General features: G+C 31.4%; 14 protein-coding genes and 2 riboswitches. Of the genes, 4 read left to right on the top strand and 10 right to left on the bottom strand.

All coding sequences use genetic code 11. The features are described 5' to 3' along the window. Nucleotides 1-80: 80 nt before the first annotated feature. Together KQH81_RS06085 and KQH81_RS06080 are read right to left on the bottom strand one after the other, a co-directional pair. Nucleotides 81-284 (bottom strand): hypothetical protein, encoded by a 204-nt coding sequence (locus KQH81_RS06085; RefSeq protein WP_230029099.1) that lies wholly within the window; start codon nt 282-284, stop codon nt 81-83. Nucleotides 285-312: 28 nt separating this feature from the next. Beyond that, on the bottom strand, nt 313-525 hold the full coding sequence (locus KQH81_RS06080) for a hypothetical protein (protein ID WP_230029098.1): 213 nt from the start codon (nt 523-525) through the stop codon (nt 313-315). Between the two features lie 177 nt (nt 526-702). Here KQH81_RS06080 and KQH81_RS06075 point away from each other — a divergent pair, with 177 nt between their 5' ends. Next, the gene (locus KQH81_RS06075; RefSeq protein ID WP_230029096.1) at nt 703-1,410 is read left to right on the top strand and encodes a response regulator transcription factor; all 708 of its coding nucleotides are present in this window, start codon (nt 703-705) and stop codon (nt 1,408-1,410) included. After that, nucleotides 1,400-2,854 carry a sensor histidine kinase gene (locus tag KQH81_RS06070; protein WP_230029095.1) on the top strand — a complete coding sequence of 485 codons (1,455 nt, stop codon included), beginning with the start codon at nt 1,400-1,402 and terminating at the stop codon, nt 2,852-2,854. Before KQH81_RS06075 ends, KQH81_RS06070 begins: the two co-directional genes overlap by 11 nt. A gap of 125 nt (nt 2,855-2,979) precedes the next feature. Here the strand turns inward: KQH81_RS06070 and KQH81_RS06065 are convergent, their stop codons facing one another. The 5 genes from KQH81_RS06065 to thiD all read right to left on the bottom strand — a co-directional run bounded on the left by KQH81_RS06065 (nt 2,980) and on the right by thiD (nt 9,141). Then, complete coding sequence (locus tag KQH81_RS06065; RefSeq protein ID WP_178311106.1) at nt 2,980-3,666, bottom strand: helix-turn-helix domain-containing protein; 687 nt, start codon at nt 3,664-3,666, stop codon at nt 2,980-2,982. A 175-nt stretch (nt 3,667-3,841) separates the two neighbouring features. Beyond that, a complete protein-coding gene (locus KQH81_RS06060; protein WP_230029094.1) occupies nt 3,842-5,278 on the bottom strand; it encodes a DEAD/DEAH box helicase in 1,437 nt (478 codons plus the stop codon). A gap of 111 nt (nt 5,279-5,389) precedes the next feature. Beyond that, nucleotides 5,390-6,490 carry a GH25 family lysozyme gene (locus KQH81_RS06055; RefSeq protein WP_230029093.1) on the bottom strand — a complete coding sequence of 367 codons (1,101 nt, stop codon included), beginning with the start codon at nt 6,488-6,490 and terminating at the stop codon, nt 5,390-5,392. A 235-nt stretch (nt 6,491-6,725) separates the two neighbouring features. Continuing rightward, the gene (locus KQH81_RS06050; protein ID WP_230029092.1) at nt 6,726-8,093 is read right to left on the bottom strand and encodes a Na+/H+ antiporter NhaC family protein; all 1,368 of its coding nucleotides are present in this window, start codon (nt 8,091-8,093) and stop codon (nt 6,726-6,728) included. 268 nt (nt 8,094-8,361) lie between these two features. Beyond that, entirely contained in the window at nt 8,362-9,141 is a 780-nt protein-coding gene (thiD, locus tag KQH81_RS06045) for a bifunctional hydroxymethylpyrimidine kinase/phosphomethylpyrimidine kinase (RefSeq protein ID WP_230029090.1), read from the bottom strand. Between the two features lie 98 nt (nt 9,142-9,239). After that, nucleotides 9,240-9,349, bottom strand: a riboswitch (TPP riboswitch). A 353-nt stretch (nt 9,350-9,702) separates the two neighbouring features. Here thiD and KQH81_RS06040 point away from each other — a divergent pair. Beyond that, on the top strand, nt 9,703-11,055 hold the full coding sequence (locus KQH81_RS06040) for an alanine/glycine:cation symporter family protein (RefSeq protein ID WP_027639009.1): 1,353 nt from the start codon (nt 9,703-9,705) through the stop codon (nt 11,053-11,055). Between the two features lie 84 nt (nt 11,056-11,139). Here the strand turns inward: KQH81_RS06040 and KQH81_RS06035 are convergent, their stop codons facing one another. The 3 genes from KQH81_RS06035 to KQH81_RS06025 all read right to left on the bottom strand — a co-directional run bounded on the left by KQH81_RS06035 (nt 11,140) and on the right by KQH81_RS06025 (nt 18,011). Beyond that, a complete protein-coding gene (locus KQH81_RS06035) occupies nt 11,140-15,687 on the bottom strand; it encodes a synaptonemal complex protein 1 (RefSeq protein ID WP_230029089.1) in 4,548 nt (1,515 codons plus the stop codon). Nucleotides 15,688-15,885: 198 nt separating this feature from the next. Then, a riboswitch (cobalamin riboswitch) is annotated at nt 15,886-16,087 on the bottom strand. 160 nt (nt 16,088-16,247) lie between these two features. Then, nucleotides 16,248-16,601, bottom strand: a complete 354-nt coding sequence (locus KQH81_RS06030) for an arsenate reductase family protein (protein ID WP_178311114.1) — start codon at nt 16,599-16,601, stop codon at nt 16,248-16,250. 90 nt (nt 16,602-16,691) lie between these two features. Next, a complete protein-coding gene (locus KQH81_RS06025; protein WP_230029088.1) occupies nt 16,692-18,011 on the bottom strand; it encodes a sodium-dependent transporter in 1,320 nt (439 codons plus the stop codon). A 436-nt stretch (nt 18,012-18,447) separates the two neighbouring features. Between KQH81_RS06025 and KQH81_RS06020 the strand changes: the two genes are divergently transcribed. Further along, nucleotides 18,448-20,043 carry an ABC-F family ATP-binding cassette domain-containing protein gene (locus tag KQH81_RS06020; RefSeq protein WP_074844362.1) on the top strand — a complete coding sequence of 532 codons (1,596 nt, stop codon included), beginning with the start codon at nt 18,448-18,450 and terminating at the stop codon, nt 20,041-20,043. Nucleotides 20,044-20,079 lie beyond the last annotated feature (36 nt).

Below are 20,079 nucleotides of genomic sequence, written 5' to 3'. Positions count from 1 at the left end.
TACGGATAGCCAAACTATCCGTAATTCTTATTAGTTTAAGATTTTTAATTTATTCTTTTGAACTTAAAGTTATATAGTATTTAATTATTTTTTCCCATTTGTCCTTTTCTCATACCATTACCATTTTTACTACTATTACCTAAGCCTAATTTCATTCTATTTTCTTCTCGTTGTCCACTACCATCACAATTTTTTTGTCTTTCTTGAATTTCATTTACAATTTTATCTGCCTCTTCTTGTGTCATAGATCCTGACGAAACCTTTTCCTTTAGCCTTTCTCTCACAACTTCAAGCTTTGCTGATTTGAATTCTTCAATTAATTACACCTGCTTCTTTTGCAATAGTTCCACAAGTCTTTCCTGTCTCTTTTCTTTCATCTCTTATGCTTTCTACGCTACGTCCTGTTAATCCTGCTACTGCTTCTGCTGGACTATTATAACTAGTTGCTGCTAATGCTGTTATTGATGTAACCCCTATTACTCCAGCCATAGTACCTATTAAAATCGCTTTCTTTATGTTTTTCATTTTCCTACCTCCAATTAAGTTTTTATTTTCTTTAGCTATATACTAACAACAATGTGTGTCAAAAGTATGTTTTTCAATATGCTTTTTTGTGTTAAAATCTTAATTAATAACACAAAAAAGACAAATTTGTTTGGTAGAATTATATTTGAAAAATATATTTTAAGGAGTTAAAAAACAATGGGTAACATACTTATTGCAGATGACAATTTATCAATATCATCTATTTTAGGTGAATATGCTAAAAAAGAAGGTTTTACAGTATTTACAGCCGTTGATGGCGTTGATACTCTAAATAAATTTAATGAAAATGAATTTGAAATAATATTATTAGATGTAATGATGCCTAAAAAAGATGGCTTTCAAGTATGTAGGGAAATACGAGAAAAATCTAATGTCCCAATAATAATGATTACAGCTCGTGGAGAAGATTTTGAAAGAATTATGGGGCTGGATATAGGTGCTGATGATTATATCGTAAAACCTTTTTCACCTGGTGAAGTAATGGCTAGAATAAGAGCTATACTCAGAAGAATTTCACCTACTACCAATTCTTTAGATGAATCAAATTGCAAAGAATTTTCCTTTGATAATCTTCATATTAATTTAACTGACTTTACTGCACAAATAAATGAAAATCCTATATCTCTTACGAAAAAAGAACTTGAAATCTTGTGGACCTTAGCTAATAATCCAAATAAAGTTTTTACAAGGGATTCTCTTTTGAACAGCCTTTGGGGATATGATTATTTTGGAGATAACCGTACAGTAGATTCTCATATAAAGCGTCTTCGTTCAAAGCTTGATTTATATGAGCATAACTCATGGATTATTAAGACCATATGGGGAGTCGGATATAAATTTGAGGTGCTACAAAATGAAAAATAAAATTTCTACTAAGCTAATGATTAATTTTTCAATATCACTTATATGTTTTTCCATAATTATAGGAATGATGTTTTCATATTTATTTTCTGATTACACAATGAAAGTTCATAAAAATGATTTGCAGAAAAGAGCTGAAACAATAGCAAAAACATTATCTGACTATTATTCCGACTCTGAATCTATGAAATTTTCTTCTGGAAAAGGCAAAGGCTATGGTGCTTATATGAAATTCATAGATGAAATAGCAATGAGTGATGTATGGATAGTAGATAAAGAGTCTCAGCTTATTTCCCGTGGAAAAGGAAATATGAATTTAAGTTATTCCGAGCTCCCTAATGATGCTGAGTATGTGATAGAAGAGGCTTTTCAAGGCAAAACATCCTTTAGTGAAAGTTTCAGTGATATATTAAATGTAAAATCTCTAACTGTAGGAACTGCAATAAAAAATTCTGATAATACTCCTATAGGTGTTGTACTTCTTCATTCTCCAGTGGAAGATATATCTTCTTCTGTAAATGGTGGATTTAAAATTCTAGCCATAAGCATAGGAGCTGCTTTAATTATAGCTATTATAATTAGTATATTTATGTCTTTAAGTTTTACTAGACCTTTAAATAAAATGAAAAATACAGCTATTTTACTTTCCAAAGGAAATTATGCAGTTAAAACAGAAGTTCACCAGTCTGACGAAATCGGAGAACTTGCATCTGCAATAGACATTCTATCAGAAAAACTTTACGAGTCATCATTAGAAAGTGAAAAACTTGAAACTATGCGAAACAATTTTATATCGAATATTTCTCATGAACTACGTACCCCTGTTACAGTTCTTAGGGGATCTTTAGAAGCATTGTGTGATGGAATAATAACTGATTCAAATAAGGTGTCTGAATATCATAATCAGATGTTAACTGAAAGTATTCATCTTCAACGTCTGGTCAATGATCTTTTAGATTTATCAAAACTTCAAAATATTGATTTCAAAATTGAAATGGATAATTTAAATCTTTGTTTAATAGTTGAAGAAGTCGTTCACAGTATGAATAGAATAGCCAGCCAGCGTAATATTGAAATATTTTTAAACGAAGTATCAAAGAGCTGTCCTATAAATGGTGATTACAGTCGTATACGTCAAATGATTATGATAGTGTTAGATAATGCTGTTAAATTTTCTCAGGACAATTCCGCTATAGAAGTGAATCTTGTTGACAAAGAAAATTTTATTGAGTTGTCAATTGTAGATCATGGATGCGGAATATTAGAAGACGATCTTCCTAATATATTTGATAGGTTTCATAAATCAAATAGTCATGAAAACAAAAACGGAACGGGTCTTGGCCTCGCCATTGCAAAACAGATAGCTCACCGTCACAACGTAATTATAGATGTAACTAGCAAGCCATATGTTAAGACCTGTTTTACTTTTAAATTTCCCGCGACTTAATTATATATACAAAGGTGCCAACCTCTTTGGTTGGTACTTTAATAAATTTTGAGTTGATAACCAAAATATACTCAAAGTTAAATATATCAAAAACTCATGTTTTTTATTGCTAATTCCAATTTTCTTTATATTCTAACCTTCATTTTTAACTTACTATTTAAATATAAACAAATAGATCCATAAGCTAATCCTCCAATAAAAGCTCGTATAGTTTCATGATAATTACCATAACAATTTACAATTGTAAAATCTATAGCAACCCATACATAAATCATCCAAACATAAATCAATTTTTCCAAATATTTTCTCATTTCATATAAACTTTTCTTTCTATTAGGAAATAATTTATTAAATTTCTTCATTTGCATTTGCAATGCATTATATCCAATTAATCCCACACACCCACTAGCTAATCCAAATACAAGGCTGATAAGCAATGACACTCTATTATGAGTTTCATACCAAAGAATCCAATATGCCATCACACCAAAAATAGAAAATGCTACTGATAAAATGCAACTATTTTTAAATTTTAATATTGTTTTACCCATCAAATATTCTGTACACTCCATATCATCTCTTTTTAAATTTTCATTGTTTTTTAAGGAGCTTCCATCCAACAACTCATCAACAGTAATATCAAGAGCCTCTGCTAATACTGGTAAAATTGTTATATCTGGAAAACCTTCACCTGTTTCCCACTTTGACACTGTTTTATTACTAACAGATAATTTATCCCCAAGCTGCTTTTGAGTAAACCCTTTTTCTTTTCTTTGTCTAGCAATAACTATACCCATTGATTTTTGATCCAATTTTTATACCTCCTTTTCAACAATATTATATTTAAAATTGATGAAATGCTCAATCTTCTATCGATTCCAAGATATCTACGAAAAGCAGAATTACCATTTATAGTAAAAACATCATATTATATAGAAAATATAACCGAAAATAAAAATTTCCAGTTATATAAAATGCCTTATTAGTTTATTTTCTCGCTTTTTCTACTCTGAGCTTCTTTCCCTTAATAGTTGAATCTTTTAATGCTGTCATTACTAGATTTCCTTTACCATTTAGTATCTCAACATAAGAACCCATATCCTGTATATCAATAATTCCTATGTCATCACCATTTACTCCTTCTATTCTAGAAACAGCTCCAACTATGTCTACTACTCTTATCTTCTTTTTCTTTCCACCATTAAGATAAATCTTAGTTATGCCTTTATTTACAGATTTAGATTTTACATTTTTTGCTTTAGGCTTAGAGGTTAATACTTTAACGGACTTTTCAATTTCCTCTTTAGATATTTCCTCCATTAAACTTTCTTCTATAGAAAATCCTATGTAATCAAATATGTCATTTAAAAATCTATCCTCATATTGAGTTGCAAAGGTTATAGCTTTACCTTTACTTCCTGCTCTTCCTGTCCTTCCTATTCTGTGAACATAAGCTTCCTTTTCCATAGGTACATCTATATTTATTACATGAGTTATTCCTTCTATATCTATTCCTCTTGCTGCTATATCTGTTGCTATAAGTATTCTAAAATCCCCTCTTCTAAAAGCTTCCATTACTTCTAATCTTTCTTTTTGAAGCATACCTCCATGAATTTTTCCAATTGAATATCCCTTTTTATTTAGATAATCATATGTTAAATCAACATTATCCTTTGTTCTACAAAAAACAATTGTCGTTTTAGGAACTTCTCCCACTAATATTTTATTTAATGCTTCCAACTTTTCTTTATCATCAACTCTGTACAAATTATGTTCTATATTGTCTGTTATAAGCTTTTGAGCTTTTATTTCTATCTTTACAGGTCTTCTCATATGATTTTTGCAAAGGGATTCTATTTCTTCTGGTATTGTTGCCGAAAACAGCATAGTAACTCTATTTTTAGGTATTCTTCTTATAACTCCTTCTACCTGACCTATAAAACCCATATTAAGCATTTCATCAGCTTCGTCTATTACAAAATACTTTATTTTGCTCAAATCTAAAGTTCCTCTATCTATATGGTCAAGCACCCTTCCTGGTGTTCCAGCTACAATGTGAGTTCTCTGCTTTAGTGCCGCTGCCTGTTCTGAGAAAGGCTGCTTTCCAAACACCGCTATAGTTTTCAGCCTTTTAAATCTACCTATATTTAAAAGATCATCCTTTATTTGAACTGCTAATTCTCTAGTTGGAGTTAGTATCAATACCTGAGGCTTATTTTCATTCCATTCTATTTTTTCACATAATGGAATACCAAAAGCTGCTGTCTTTCCACTACCTGTTTGTGACTTTACAATAACATCTTTATTAAACATGATTTCAGGAATAACCTTCTCCTGAACGTCTGATGGTTTCTTATATCCAAGTTCTCCTATAGCTTTTAATATATCTTCACTTAATTTAAATTTTTCAAAATTACTTCTCATATTTCCTCCTTAGTAACAGATTTGAATTTGTTACTTATACATTATACCCTATTTTAAATTTTTGTGTAAAAATAGCTAGTAAAATTAATTACTAGCTATTAGCTATAAAGCCTATCTTATATTTATAACTTCACCTGGATATATCAAATTAGGATCCCTCAAATTATTTATCTCTGCTAAGTGTTGCCATGTTGTACCATAAAGCTGTGCTATTCCACTTAAGGTATCTCCTGACTTTACTACATAAGTCTCACTATTGTTATTTTCAAATCCTACATCTATGGATTGACCTGGATATATCAAGTTAGGATTACTCAAATGATTTATCTCTGCTAAATGCTGCCATGTTGTGCCATAAAGCTGTGCTATTCCACTTAAGGTATCCCCTGGCTTAACTATATAAATATCCTCATAACTTTTATGGTTTATTACTATTTTTTCTCCTGGATATATCAAATTAGGGTCGCTCAAATGATTTATTTCCGCCAAGTTTTGCCATGTAGTACCATAAAGATGTGCTATTCCACTTAAGGTATCTCCTGATTTTACAGTATAAATTATTTCTTCACCTGATGAATTTTGGTCTCCTGTTGAAGAAACATCTAGTGATAAAAATATCTCTTCAGTAAATACGTCTAAATCACAATTACCATTTACCCCAGATACTCTGCCTGTGTCAGAGTATTGAAATCCTATCCATCTATCCCATATACTATTACTTGATGGTGTATCTACTCCATAGGCTGCTATCCATAAGGGATATGAAGATAATCTTGAAGTTAAAGATGTTTGTGCAAAATTACTGTAAGTGTATACTACTACTTCTTTTCCTGATAAACTTTTTACTTCTTCTAAAAAATCTACACACATATCTGTCAATGTGACAGCATCATATCCTTCTGTTGTTTCTATATCTAAAGCCAATCTACAGTCTGAAGTTTTGTCACCTATATTTTCCACAAAGTATCTAGCTTGTTCTCTAGCATCTACATTTGCTCTAAAAAAGTGGTAAAATCCTATTTTTAAATCATTATTTCTTGCATTATTATAGGTTGAGTTCATATATGGATTTATATATCCTGTTCCTTCAGTAGCTTTAATATAAACTATATCTATACCATCAGATCTAACTCCACTAAAGTTAACATTTCCTTCCCAGCTTGATATATCTATTCCGTTATATGTGCCATAATTTCTTGATTGCATACTCATCATCTCCATAAAATAAATTCTTTTAATATCATATGAATCTACAAGTGAAAATGAATCCCTAAAATTTCACATATTAAGTTTGCATCATTTCCATTTATTATCCAATTTATATAATGCTTACTCATCTTAATTCCTCATACATTAAAAATCATCTTGAATTGCATAAATATGGAATGAATTGAAAAAGGAATATCACAAAGTTCTATTTTTGTAACACTCCTTTTTATTTCACAGCTTACATTACAAACCCAAATATTAAATATCCAATTAAGCTAACACCTGTAGCAATTAATGCATATGGGAATTGGCTAAGAGCATGATCCATATTGTTTATCCCACAAGAGTTCGAAGTTAAAACAGTTGCATCAGAGTAAAAACATGCATGACTTCCCAAAGTTCCTCCAGATAAAACTGCTGCCATAACTAATAATGGATTAGCACCTAAAGAGAAACCTAAAGGTATTATTATTGGAACGCATACTGCTGGTATACCCCAGTTACTTCCTGTAACAAAAGTTAGAATAGCAACTACTATAAAAGCTACCGCTGGGAATATAGCTCCATTTAAATAAGGAGTAACGGTTTCTATAACATATCTAGGAAGTCCTATATCACTAGCAGCCTGTTGCATTACAAACGCCATAAATACAATAGCTATGGTAGGAACCATATGGCAGAATCCATTTATGTAAATATCACAAAACTCTCCAAAAGACATTTTATTTCTTGGCACATATAAGACTAAGCACACAAATAAAGATATTATAACTGCTAAAAATAAATCATCAAGAATCATAGTAGCACCTATTAAAACCCCTATAGGTAATAGAAAATCTATAAGCTTCCCTTCACCTTCAGAATACTCGTCCAACATGTTGCTATTAAATTTTATGCTTTCATTACTAAATACATCACCTGTTCTATCTACACGTTGGTAAGCTTCTTTCATCTTACCTAGCTTTGGAATAATTCCCACTATAAAGAGAGGAACTATTATTACAGCAGCCCATGCATAAAAAGTGTATGGTATTACTCTTATATATGTAGCTATATCACTACCATAACCTAATTGTGATATTCCTTCCTGCTTTCCAAACATGCTTGAATAAAAAATAGCCCATGTTGAAAATGGTAAAAGGACACATATAGGTGCTCCAGTAGAATCAATTATATATGCAAGGGATTCTCTAGGAACTTTCCTCTTATCAGAAATATTTTTCATACATGCTCCTAGAGTCATTATATTTAAATATTCATCAACAAAAATTAAAATTACTAATACCCAAGTAGTAAATAAAGTTTTTTTCTGAGTACTGCAATACTTTTCAAGTCTTCCTGAAAACCCTAAAGTTCCTTTTGACTTTCTAAGAAGTGCAATCAAACTTCCAAATAGTCCACATACAATAAGCACCCATTGATTATCTGGATTTCCAGCAGCTGAAAAAAATGCTTCTGCCCAATGTACTCCAAATCTCCATCCATACATTATTATGTAAGTAGTTAAAGTTCCTATAAGTAACGCTTCTAACGTTCTCTTTGTTAATAGTGCAAAAATAATTACAAGTAAAGCAGGTAAAATGCTTAATATTCCATAATTAACCACTAGAATACACTCTCCTTTTCAATAAAAAATCTACAGAATGAAAAAAAGATGCATCTTACCTTGCGCAGAGATTTAATGCTCTTCACGTTCATCTATAATGTAATAATATCCTTTATCTTATCTAATATAAAATTCCCTTTACAATAATAAACCAAATTTGCTAAAGATTCCACTGTTTTTTTATTATTTTTTCAATATATTTTTCCAATAAAATATATTAAAAAAGAGAATCTTAAAAAGCAAGATTCTCTTTCATTATTTCAATAAATTAAAGCTTATAACAGTGATTTAACGGACCGCTTCCTTGTCCTAAATTTAGTCCATCTTTTAAAGCCCCTGTTATATATTCTTTAGCATTTTTTATACTGTCTTCTATAGATTTTCCATCTGCCAAATTACATGCTATTGCAGATGAAAGTGTACACCCTGTACCATGTGTATTATTATTATCGAACTTTACTCCTTTAAACCATATAAACTTTCCTTGATGATACAACAAATCATCACTACAATCCGCAAGATGTCCACCCTTTATTAAAATATTTCCCTTATACTTTTCTGAAATTTTAAATGCTGCTCTCTCCATATCATCATTATTCTCTATTTCAAAATTACAAAGACATTCTGCTTCTGCTATGTTAGGCGTAATTAAATCTGCTAATGGAATAAGTTCATTTATTAAACTGTCCATTGCTTCTTCGCTGAGAAGTCGGCTTCCACTAGTGGATATCATAACCGGGTCTACAACTATATTCTTTGGTCTATATTCCTTTAATTTTTTCACGATAGACTTTATTATTTTTGATGATGAAACCATTCCTATCTTTATGCTATCTGGAAAAATATCTTTCATAACGCAGTCAAGTTGATTTTCAACAAATTCTGGCTGTGTATCAAGCACTCCGTAAACACCTGTAGTGTTTTGAGCTGTGAGAGAAGTTATTACACTCATGGCATACATTTTATGAGCTGTAATAGTCTTTATATCGGCTTGTATTCCTGCTCCTCCACTACAATCAGATCCTGCTATAGTTAATACCTTTTTCATTTTATCTCCCGCTTTCTTTTAATATAAACTGAATTCAACTTAAAATAGAATAAAAAAATAGGATATACAATGCCGTATATCCTTGAAATAATTCTACTATCACCTTTAATTGCTTTCCTTACGTTGGCATTATCCAAATCAAGTTATGGGTCAAAGCTATATTTAGCTTACTCTCAGCCTGCAGATTCAAGCTCCCCGTAATTTATTTAATTTTACATCTTATATATTACACTCATTATAAAATTTGTCAATGATACCACTATTGTTTAATAGATTTGAATATTTTTTATAAATAAAATTTTAATTTCCCTCTTATGTGCTTTAAAATATTTCTTTAAGTTGTAAAAATAAACTTTTTACATAATCTTTTTAACTTTACTAAGTGCATTATATTATCTCAAATCATAGAGACGTATATTCTATTATTATCAATATGTTTAATAGATAAATCAAATATATTTCCCCATAGATTCATTAGAAATTTATGTAATTTTTTTAAATTACTCTTAATATATATGTATAGTAGATAAATAAATTATAAAATATTTGAGGAGTGATTTTATGGACGCATTATTGCCAATAGTCGTTAAGATTAATGACATACTATGGAATTATCTTTTAATCTTCTTATTGTGTGGCACCGGAATCTATTTTACTATCCGTTTAAAATTTATACAAATCACTAAATTTAAACAAGGTCTTAAACAAGTATTTGGTGGAATAAAATTCGGTAAAAAAGCTGGAAAAGATGGTATGTCCTCTTTCCAATCTGTAGCAACAGCTATAGCTGCTCAAGTAGGTACTGGAAATCTAGCTGGAGCTGCTACTGCAATAGTATCTGGTGGACCTGGAGCCATATTTTGGATGTGGCTTAGTGCATTCTTTGGAATGAGTACTATTTTTGCCGAAGCTACCTTAGCACAAAAATTTAGAACAAAAGTCAACGGTGAAGTAACCGGAGGACCTGCTTACTATATAAGTCAAGGACTTAAAAACAAAGGACTTGCATGCTTCTTTTCAATAACCATAATTCTTGCACTTGGTTTTATTGGAAATATGGTACAGGCAAATTCAATAGGTGATGCTTTCTATACTGCATTTAATATAGACCCTAAGATAATTGGAGCTATACTTTCTGTAATAGCAGGATTTATATTTATAGGGGGAGTATCTCGTATTGCATCATTTACTGAAAAAGTTGTTCCTTTTATGGCTGTCTTCTATTTAATAGGTGGATTATTTGTACTAGTTACTAATTGCACTCATATACTTCCAGCATTTAAAATGATCTTCGTTGGAGCTTTTAATCCTCAGGCAGTTCTTGGTGGAGCTATTGGTGTTTCTGTTAAACAGGCTATGAGATATGGTGTAGCTCGTGGATTATTCTCTAATGAAGCTGGTATGGGTTCAACTCCTCATGCCCACGCTGTAGCTATAGTTAATCATCCTGCTGAACAAGGATTTGCTGCTATAGTCAGCGTATTTATAGATACATTTCTTGTTCTTACTATGACTGCTCTTGTTATCCTAACAACAGGAGTTATTGGAAATGGAAATACAGGTATAGCATTAACCCAAGAAGCTTTTACTGTTGGAATGGGAACTTTCGGAAATCCTTTCATAGCAATAACCCTATTCTTCTTCGCTTTCTCTACAATAATAGGATGGTACTTCTTTGCTGAAGCTAATGTTAAATACTTATTTAAAGGCAAAGGACTTACAATCTTTAGAATATTAGTTATGATGTTTATATTCCTAGGCTCATGCATAAGGGTTGACCTAGTTTGGCAGTTAGCCGATACCTTTAATGGACTTATGGTTCTTCCAAACTTAATTGCATTATTATTATTGTCACCTCTAGTTATTGCTACTAGAAATGATTATTTAGAAAAAGAAAAAAATAAACTATTATAATACTAAATTACTCAAAAATCAAAGCTGCAAGTCATTTTGTGACTTGCAGCCTACATTGGTTGTTTATATGTGCAAAACAGCACATTATTTAATTAAATTTCTCTTCTTTCTTAAAACAACTATGCCTCCAAACGCACCAAATAGAAGTAAGCTATACATTAAAAGATTCTCGTAATCACCCGTAGGTATTAAACTAAGGTCTTTGTTTTGTTCTTTATCTGAATTTGGATTGATTGGCTTATTATTTTCTTCCTCAACTTTGTTTTCTTCCTCTGTTATCTGTTCATCTACCTTAATCTTATCTAATTCTGCCTTTGCAGCCTTCAAGATTTCTTCAATATCTGCAGTAGTTTTTGCAGCATCAATTTTTGCAATATTGTCAGCTAAGATAGCTTTTATCTCTTTTTGTTGATTTTCTTTATAATCCTTTAAATTCTTATATGATTCTAGTTCTGCTTTTGCATCTTTCTTAGCCATTTCTAACTTTTCTGATTCTGCTAATAATTCCTCATATTTCTTTTCAGCAGTAACTAACTTATCATAGTTTATTACCTTTACCTTGACACCGTCGCTTAAAATATTATATGCTGCTCTTGCCTCATCGATTGCTTCTTTGCTATTTAAATTTACTTGTCCAATTTTGTCAATTAGAATAATAACTTTATCTACAGCAACATTGTTTTCTTCCTCTGTTAACTGTGCATCTGTCTTAACATTATCTAACTCTGCCTTTGCAGCCTTCAAGATTTCTTCAATATCTGCAGTAGTTTTTGCAGCATCAATTTTTGCAATATTATCAGCTAAGATATCTTTTATCTCTTTTTGTTGTGTTTCTCTATAATCCTTTAAATTCTTATATGATTCTAGTTCTGATTTTGCATCTTTCTTCTCTGTTTCATCATTTCTTTCAACATTTATATTTAAATAAGGCGCTATAAAAAACTCACTGTCACATTTTTCAACTGTAGCAATATATTTTCCTATATCTGAAACAGCAAATGTAACTTGTCCATTCTCATCCGTAATCCCCTCAAGCTTTTCATTCTCTTGTCCATTTACAGGTTTTAATACAACCTTGCAATTTTTTTGTGGTTCTAACGGTACATCAATTGATATAGAATAACTTGCTACAAACCCATTAACAGTAAGAGCAAAGCTTTCATCGGCCTTTACAGTTACTTCGTTTTCTGCAAACTTCAAGTACATATCATCATATAAATCACTACCATAAACAAATATATTTACAGTATCATTGTTTTTCAAGACGCTATCATTTGCCATAGTTCCCATACCTGTACTGTCTTTTGGCATTTTGTCATTTACCATAAAACCTAAATTCATAGTTGATTTGCCAAATATCTTGCTTATCCATCCATTTGAACCCATCTCTAAATATGCTTTAGGATTTTTATCAAAAGCTTCACCATACATATTTCTATGCATTACTACAAGCGCATCTATAACAGTTACATCATTTTGACATTTATCAGGTTTTGCATATCCTGCTTTCTTAGCTTCATCTGCTGCTACATCAGCAACAAGTTTATTCCCAAGTACATTAGAATCAGGATTTGCAAATATTGTGGCATTCACTCTATTAGAATTTTGTGATTCCTTCGCTTTGTCTATAGCCTTCTGCAACTCAGCTGTTGCATTTTCATAGTTCTGTTCTGTTGAAACCTGATCTTTTAAAACTGTTTCAGCTACATTTACAGCTTTCTCAAGTTCAGCTCTCGTGCCAATTTTATATTCTCCTGGCTTTGTTCCTTCTGAGATTTTATCCAAAAAATCTTTTGCTTCTACAATTACTTTTGAAAGTCCATCTGAAGCACTCTTTGTGCCTTTTACGGTAACCGTAACTTCAACAAGCTGTTTGTATAGCTTCTGTAATTTTTTATTTTCAGGATGAATCTTTGCAAATTTCCCATATTTTGCACTACTAAGAAGCGATGAAATTGTTACTTGCTTTGAAGTTTCTTGTCTGCTTACTAACAAATTATCAGCCTTAACAACACCGATATTTGAGGATTTAAATTTATTATATCCTTGACCTTCCATCTCCCATGGATCCTCAAAAAAGTCATCCGGTACTATTCCATCACCAACAAAATCTTTTGAGTCATATACCCAAACAGGCTGACCTTTACTGTCTACCCTCATTTCTTGGAATGAATGTAAATTTCCTGTAATAGAATTTTTATCAGCAAAGTTTCCATCATTAATTCCATCGAAATAATGTTTCTTTGCAAGATTCATCTTTTGGATTTCTTCATCTAGCTCTTTATCTGTTACCTGTTTTACATGAAGTGGTATTTTCTTAGTTACTGAAACTCCATCTCTTGTAAAGTTAACAAGTAAATTTACATCTGGATTTTCTTTAGTGAAAATATCAACACTCGCCCTATATCCATTTATAGATATAACCTTATCATTATCTGTTGTTACTGTAATTTCTTTGTTTTTAAATACAAAGTTACCTGTTTCATCTGTTATCTTTGTATATCTTAAAATCCGTATATCACCGTTTACATTCTTCGGATCTATCACTTTACCCGTTACAGAGTAAGTTAACTCGTCAACTGTATAGTATTTATCTAGCAAACCCATAAGTTCTTCTTCTGTTGGTTTTGCTTCTCCTGTTCCCTTAACTGTAACATCAAATGTCTTTTTAACAACTTTAAAATCAGATGGTTTTTCCACATATGAATTTAAAACCATTTCATTTGCTTCAAATGTTGCAGTTAATCTTACTACTGTATCTTCTGGTTGAGCCTTTACTTTTCCTATACAAGGATTAATAATGAAATCTATGCTAGGATCAACAATATTAATTACTTCTGGATTTGATGACTCCCAACTTATCTTAGACCAAACCTTCTTTGCACTTGTTCCTATAGACTGAGGTAATGATAAATCCTTTGTAACTTCTTTTTCTGATTTATTACCATTTAAAATCTTATCTATTGTAACCTGTTCAGATTCACAATTCATCATATTAAAGAAAAAGTCTTGATCCCAACAAACAGTTACAGTTCTGCCACTTTTATTTGTTGTAGCTTCTGCATTACCAGCTTTAAATTTAAAGGAGCAGGTTACATTTTGAAAATATATATGTCCACTTAAAATTGGATCTTTAACATAATTAATTATGCCATCTTTTCCTATAACATCTTCATTATTTGAACTTACAACTTCTACAGTTAACCCCTCTACATTAACACCTCTAGCTTCTAAAGATTCGATAACAACGGTATTAATGTTCTTATCCTTTGAAAACTTAGGTCTAAGTGCACCTAATTCTTTATCAAAGGAAGCTTGGGCATCATCTACTTTCTTTTGATCAGCTGGATCAATAATAACTCCACCATCCAACTCAATTTTTTGGACTATTGTTTCATTATCCCCAGAAGGATTTATTTTTCCACTTACATCAGGATAACCAGATGCCGTAATATTATAATCATATTCAGTTCCTTTGCTAAGTTTATAACTACCATCTTTTTCTTGAATAACTTCTGTAGTTACATAATCCATTTCAAAGTCATCATACTCTTGGTATGTAACAGAAACTTTAGCATTTTCTACAGAAATTCCAGCTTTATCTTTTATTTCAAATCGTACTGTATATTCTGCAATATTCTTTTGTAATACTACAGAAATAGTTTCATCCTTTTTAGGATCAATTGTTCCAGTTACATTGCTATAATTTTCTGCTGAAACGGTATAATTATATTTTGTACCTTCTTCTAATTTGTAACTTCCGTCTACTTCTGGCTTAACAGTATCATAGAAACCCTTTTTTACAGAAATCTTGGCGTCATTTACCCTTTTTCCTGTAGAATCTTTTACATCAAATTTAACTACATGTGTTAAACTTGGATCGAGTTTTAATTGAAGCAGCCCGTCCTTTGTTGCATTAAAACTTGTATTTTTATATGATTTATAGCCTTTTGCTTCAGCTGTTACTGTAAACACTTCACTGGACTTCATAGTATAGTTTCCATCTGAACCAGGGTTTACATCCCTAAAATCTTTTCTTACCTTAATTTGAGCAGAATCAATTTTCTTATCTGTGTTACTGTCAACAGCTTCAAAAGTCACCTTAAATTCTTTTTCTGCTTGTGCCAATGAAACCTCAAAATTTTGTTCTGCCAATGACTTTGCCACACCATTGTTTATATCATCAGCTGTTACATTCTTATCAAATAATTTAAGAGTTGCCGTAAATTTATATGGTGGTTCATCTGCAGTAGGTCTTGATTCAATACTACATCTTCCTGCACTTGATCCAATTGATTTTACATACTTTGAATCTGAATTTATGTACCATACACTTTTATACTCTGATCTAGAAGATTCACTTTTAAAAAGTAATGTTGTTATATCTCCACCGCTTGGTGTCTTTAATCCAACCTCATAACTAAGACCATTTTTACTTTTAACTACACTATCGCCACCATTTCTAATTACCTTATTTGCTCCATCGATGTAGTTAGTTTTTAGATATTTTTCTGCTGCTTGCTCTGGAGTTATATCAGCTGCGTATGATGTCAAAGGTGTAATCATTCCACTCATAACCATTCCCACAGCGAGCAACAGTGACAATATCTTCTTTGATAAACTATTTTTCATATTTCCTCTCCCTTCTTTAACTAAGTATTCTGAGAATCAGAGGAGATTATAAATAAGATAATCCCTATACCCATTTTAAAAGAAGAGATTTAATACCATACCCGTGTTGGTTTTTTAAACAATAAAAAAGCAGACTATGAAAAAAAGCATAGTCCGCATTTACTAACTTTACTGTATATCTTCTTTGAGATTCTCCGCCTCAGAAGTAAATTTTATGCATGTCTCCTGGCTAATGTATCATAGTCTGCTCTACCTTCCCAATATAATAATATATCAGTGGTTTATATAAGAGCATTCTCCTCACTCACAGTGGCGGGACCGCGCAGGAATTACACCTGCTTCCATCTTAGTTTTCTATTGTGATTAATCAATAGAAAAAACATAAAATCCATTTTATTTAGTTACATTGACATTTTACATTGCTGAGACATATTTGTCAAGATATTGTAAAAACATTTAAAATTGTTCTAATTGCCACATATCTCCTACGTAAGAACTTTTATTATTTCTCTTATCCACCTATAATGGAACATGTCATAAATACCCTAATCTTTTAGATTTTATAATATTTCTTTATACGAATCTTCTTTAAAACCAACAAGAACCTTTCCATCTTTTATAAGAATAGGCCTTTTCACAAGCATGCCATTAGAAGCTAAGAGTTCTGCCGCATCTTCCCTTGACATATCTTTTATCTTGTCTTTTAAGTTCATTTCTTTATACAACACACCTGATGTATTGAAGAATTTTTTAGTTTCTAACCCGCTGATTTCCATCCAATGAAGCAGTTCTTCTTTGGTTGGGTTATTCTCAACTATATGTCTGTTATCAAACTCTACATTATTTTCCTTCAAAAACTTTGAAGCCTTTTTGCAAGTTGTTCATCTTGGATATTCTACAAATAAAGCGCTCATTATTTACACCTCTTATTATTTAATAATTAATATTAATTATATCATGACTAACTTATAGAATTCAATGCTCATCCAAATATATTGTTTATTTTAGCCAATGCCTCCATATACTATTCCTAGCACAATTACAGCTATAGTTATAATTGTAAATCCATATTTAGCAAATCGTAAAAATCCTTTTCCTAACTTTCTAGCAGCACCTTCATTTATAGCCTCCATAGCTCTCTCTTCTCCGTACATATAGTAAAATACTATAAGCACTATTAAAGCTGCAACCGGCGATATAATTACTGTTATAAGATTAGTGAAATTATCAAATGATGTCATGCTCATATTTAAAGGTATAGAAAAAATAAATGCTATAGATGCTATAATTATAGAAGATTTCTTTCTATTAAATTTCGTTTGAGACATCATAGCTTCAACTGGACCTTCAAGCATATTTATAGACGATGATATAGCTGCAAATAAAAGGCTTAAGAAGAACACTATTGATATTATTCTTCCCCCAGGCATAGATTTAAATATTGTAGGCATTGTAATAAATAACAATGGTGGCCCAGCCATAGGATCTAAATTAAAAGCAAATACTGCTGGCATTATAACAAAAGATGCTAAAAGTGCTGCCATAGTGTCTAGTATAGCTGTACTTAATGCTGACCTTGGAATATCAAAATTATCTTTTATATAACTGCCATAAACAACCATGCCACATCCATTTAATGATACAGTAAAGAATGCTTGTCCTAGCGCCATAACCCAGGTGTTAACTTTAAAAAAGTATTCCCATTTTGGAGTTAGAAGGTATCTTACCCCTTCTATAGCACCAGGAAGTGTTAATGACCTTATACCTAAAAGTATAAATATTATAAATAAGGCTGGCATTATTATTTTATTTATCTTCTCTATTCCCTTAGTGACTCCCATATAAACAATAGCAACTGTCAAAATTATAGAAATGAAGTTCCACACTATGGTATTACTTGTACCTGAAAAACTATTAAAATAACTGTTTATATCTATACTACTAAGTTCTCCTGAAATACTCATAGAAAAATACTTTAGTATCCATCCTACAACTATGTTGTAAAACATAAAAACTCCCATAAGTCCAATTACAGGTATTATCCCTAAAATAAATCCCCCTATTTTGTTTTTCTCTTTAAATACTGTTCTTATTCCATTCATTGAGCCGCTTCTAAATTTTCTTCCAAAAGCAAATTCAGTTATAAGCCCTGTAGATCCTAATACTAAAACAAATAAAAAATAAGGGATTAAAAAAACCATTCCTCCATTCTGACCCAGCCTATAAGGAAACATCCATATATTTCCCAATCCTACTGCTGCTCCAATGCAAGACAAAACAAATCCTGCGCTACTACTAAAATTTTCTCTTTTTTTCTTTTCCATACTACTATCCTCCTAAAAATAATAAAAAATAATTAAAGCCTCATAGCATAATACTATGAGGCTCATGATAAACTAACCATACTACTATCACCACACAGCATCATCTATGTGGTATAATTTGGACACACAAAATTTCCTAACCATCATAGATGCAAACTAAAGTTTCCTTACAGCCTGCATCCATAATAATAATAATAATAATAATGCAAGCTCTATCTATAATAGTTAGAATAATACGCCCTATTAAATTTTACTTTTTGTAAAATTAAGCATACCATAACTTTATTCTCCAAATTCAAATAATTTTCTTTATTTTATCATTATACTTACAAAACTGTCAAGGTTTAATAAGCTTAAAATCACTTACCTGTTCTCTATAATGATATTCTATGATATAATATGCTGATGAATAACAAATGAAATGAGGTAGAATTTATTGATAACTGTATCTAATGTTAGCTTAAGATATGGCGGACGTAAGCTATTTGAAGATGTAAATCTAAAATTTACTCCTGGCAACTGTTATGGAGTTATAGGCGCTAATGGTGCCGGTAAGAGTACTTTCTTAAAGATATTATCCGGAGAAGTTGAACCTAATACTGGAGAAGTAGTACTTGCTCCAAATACAAGAATGTCCGTATTAAAACAGGACCACTATGAGTATGATGAATTTGAAGTATTGGAATCTGTAATAATGGGTAATGAGAGACTTTACTCTATAATGAAAGAAAAGGATGCTTTATATGCTAAGGAAAACTTCAGTGATGAAGATGGCATCAAGGCTTCTGAACTTGAAGGAGAATTTGCTGACTTAAACGGTTGGGAAGCTGAGTCTGAAGCTTCAACTTTATTGCAGGGATTAGGTCTTGGAACTGATACTCACTACAAAAGAGTTTCTGAACTTACTGGTTCTGAAAAAATAAAAGTTCTTTTAGCTCAAGCTTTATTTGGAAATCCTGGAGTGCTTGTATTAGACGAGCCTACAAATCACTTGGACATTAAAGCCGTAAATTGGTTAGAAGAGTTCTTAATAAACTTTGAAGGAACTGTTATAGTTGTATCCCATGACAGACATTTCCTAAACTCAGTTTGTACTCATATGGCTGATGTAGATTTTGGAAAGATCAAGCTATATACTGGAAACTATGACTTCTGGTATGAATCAAGTCAGCTTGCCCTTCAGATGGCTAAAGATCAAAACAAAAAGAAAGAAGAAAAGATTAAGGAGCTTCAAGACTTCATCGCAAGATTTAGTGCAAATGCCTCTAAGTCAAAACAGGCTACATCTCGTAAAAAGCTTCTTGACAAAATAAATTTGGATGACATACAACCATCAAGCAGAAGGTATCCTTTCGTAGGATTCAAACCTGAAAGAGAAGTGGGAAATGACATACTTACAGTAGAAGGACTTTCTAAGACTATAGACGGAGTTAAAGTTTTAGACAACATAAGCTTTAGAGTAAATAAAGATGATAAAATAGCTTTAATCGGAAATGGTTTAGCTATTACAACTTTATTTAAAATATTAGCTGGAGAAATGGAACCTGACAGTGGAAGCTATAAGTGGGGGATCACTATAACAAAAGCTTACTTCCCTAACGATAACTCTGAGTATTTTGACGGAGTTAATATGACTCTAGTAGATTGGTTAAGACAATACTCTGATGAGAAATCCGAGAGTTATATAAGAGGTTTCCTTGGAAGAATGCTATTCTCTGGAGAAGAAGCTTTAAAAGAGGCCAGTGTACTTTCTGGAGGAGAAAAGGTTAGATGTATGCTTTCTAAAATGATGCTTAGCAATGCTAATGTTCTTATGTTAGACCAACCTACTGACCACCTTGACCTTGAGTCAATTACAGCTTTAAACAATGGTTTAAATGACTATAAGAGCAACTTACTATTTGCTTCACATGACCATCAATTCCTTCAAACAATAGCAAATAGAATTATAGACATAAAAGATGATGGTTCTATAATTGATAGATCTATGACTTATGATGAATATTTAGAGTTTAGTGGTGTAAATAACTAACTCTAATACATTTAATCCCAGCATATACATGCTGGG

The sequence above is a fragment of the Clostridium cadaveris genome (assembly GCF_020911725.1).
GTDB classification, from domain to species: Bacteria; Bacillota; Clostridia; order Clostridiales; family Clostridiaceae; genus Clostridium_X; species Clostridium_X cadaveris.
Note: the sequence above shows the minus strand (reverse complement) of the source record. Positions and strands in the feature narration are given on the sequence as shown.

Excerpts from the sequence above, each read along its gene's own strand:
- KQH81_RS06060 (WP_230029094.1), bottom strand. The coding sequence starts at position 5,278 with ATGAGAAGTAATTTTGAAAAATTTAAATTAAGTGAAGATATATTAAAA.
- KQH81_RS06035 (WP_230029089.1), bottom strand. The coding sequence starts at position 15,687 with ATGAAAAATAGTTTATCAAAGAAGATATTGTCACTGTTGCTCGCTGTG.
- KQH81_RS06075 (WP_230029096.1), top strand. The coding sequence starts at position 703 with ATGGGTAACATACTTATTGCAGATGACAATTTATCAATATCATCTATT.
- KQH81_RS06055 (WP_230029093.1), bottom strand. The coding sequence starts at position 6,490 with ATGAGTATGCAATCAAGAAATTATGGCACATATAACGGAATAGATATA.
- KQH81_RS06025 (WP_230029088.1), bottom strand. The coding sequence starts at position 18,011 with ATGGAAAAGAAAAAAAGAGAAAATTTTAGTAGTAGCGCAGGATTTGTT.
- KQH81_RS06080 (WP_230029098.1), bottom strand. The coding sequence starts at position 525 with ATGAAAAACATAAAGAAAGCGATTTTAATAGGTACTATGGCTGGAGTA.
- KQH81_RS06070 (WP_230029095.1), top strand. The coding sequence starts at position 1,400 with ATGAAAAATAAAATTTCTACTAAGCTAATGATTAATTTTTCAATATCA.
- thiD (WP_230029090.1), bottom strand. The coding sequence starts at position 9,141 with ATGAAAAAGGTATTAACTATAGCAGGATCTGATTGTAGTGGAGGAGCA.
- KQH81_RS06040 (WP_027639009.1), top strand. The coding sequence starts at position 9,703 with ATGGACGCATTATTGCCAATAGTCGTTAAGATTAATGACATACTATGG.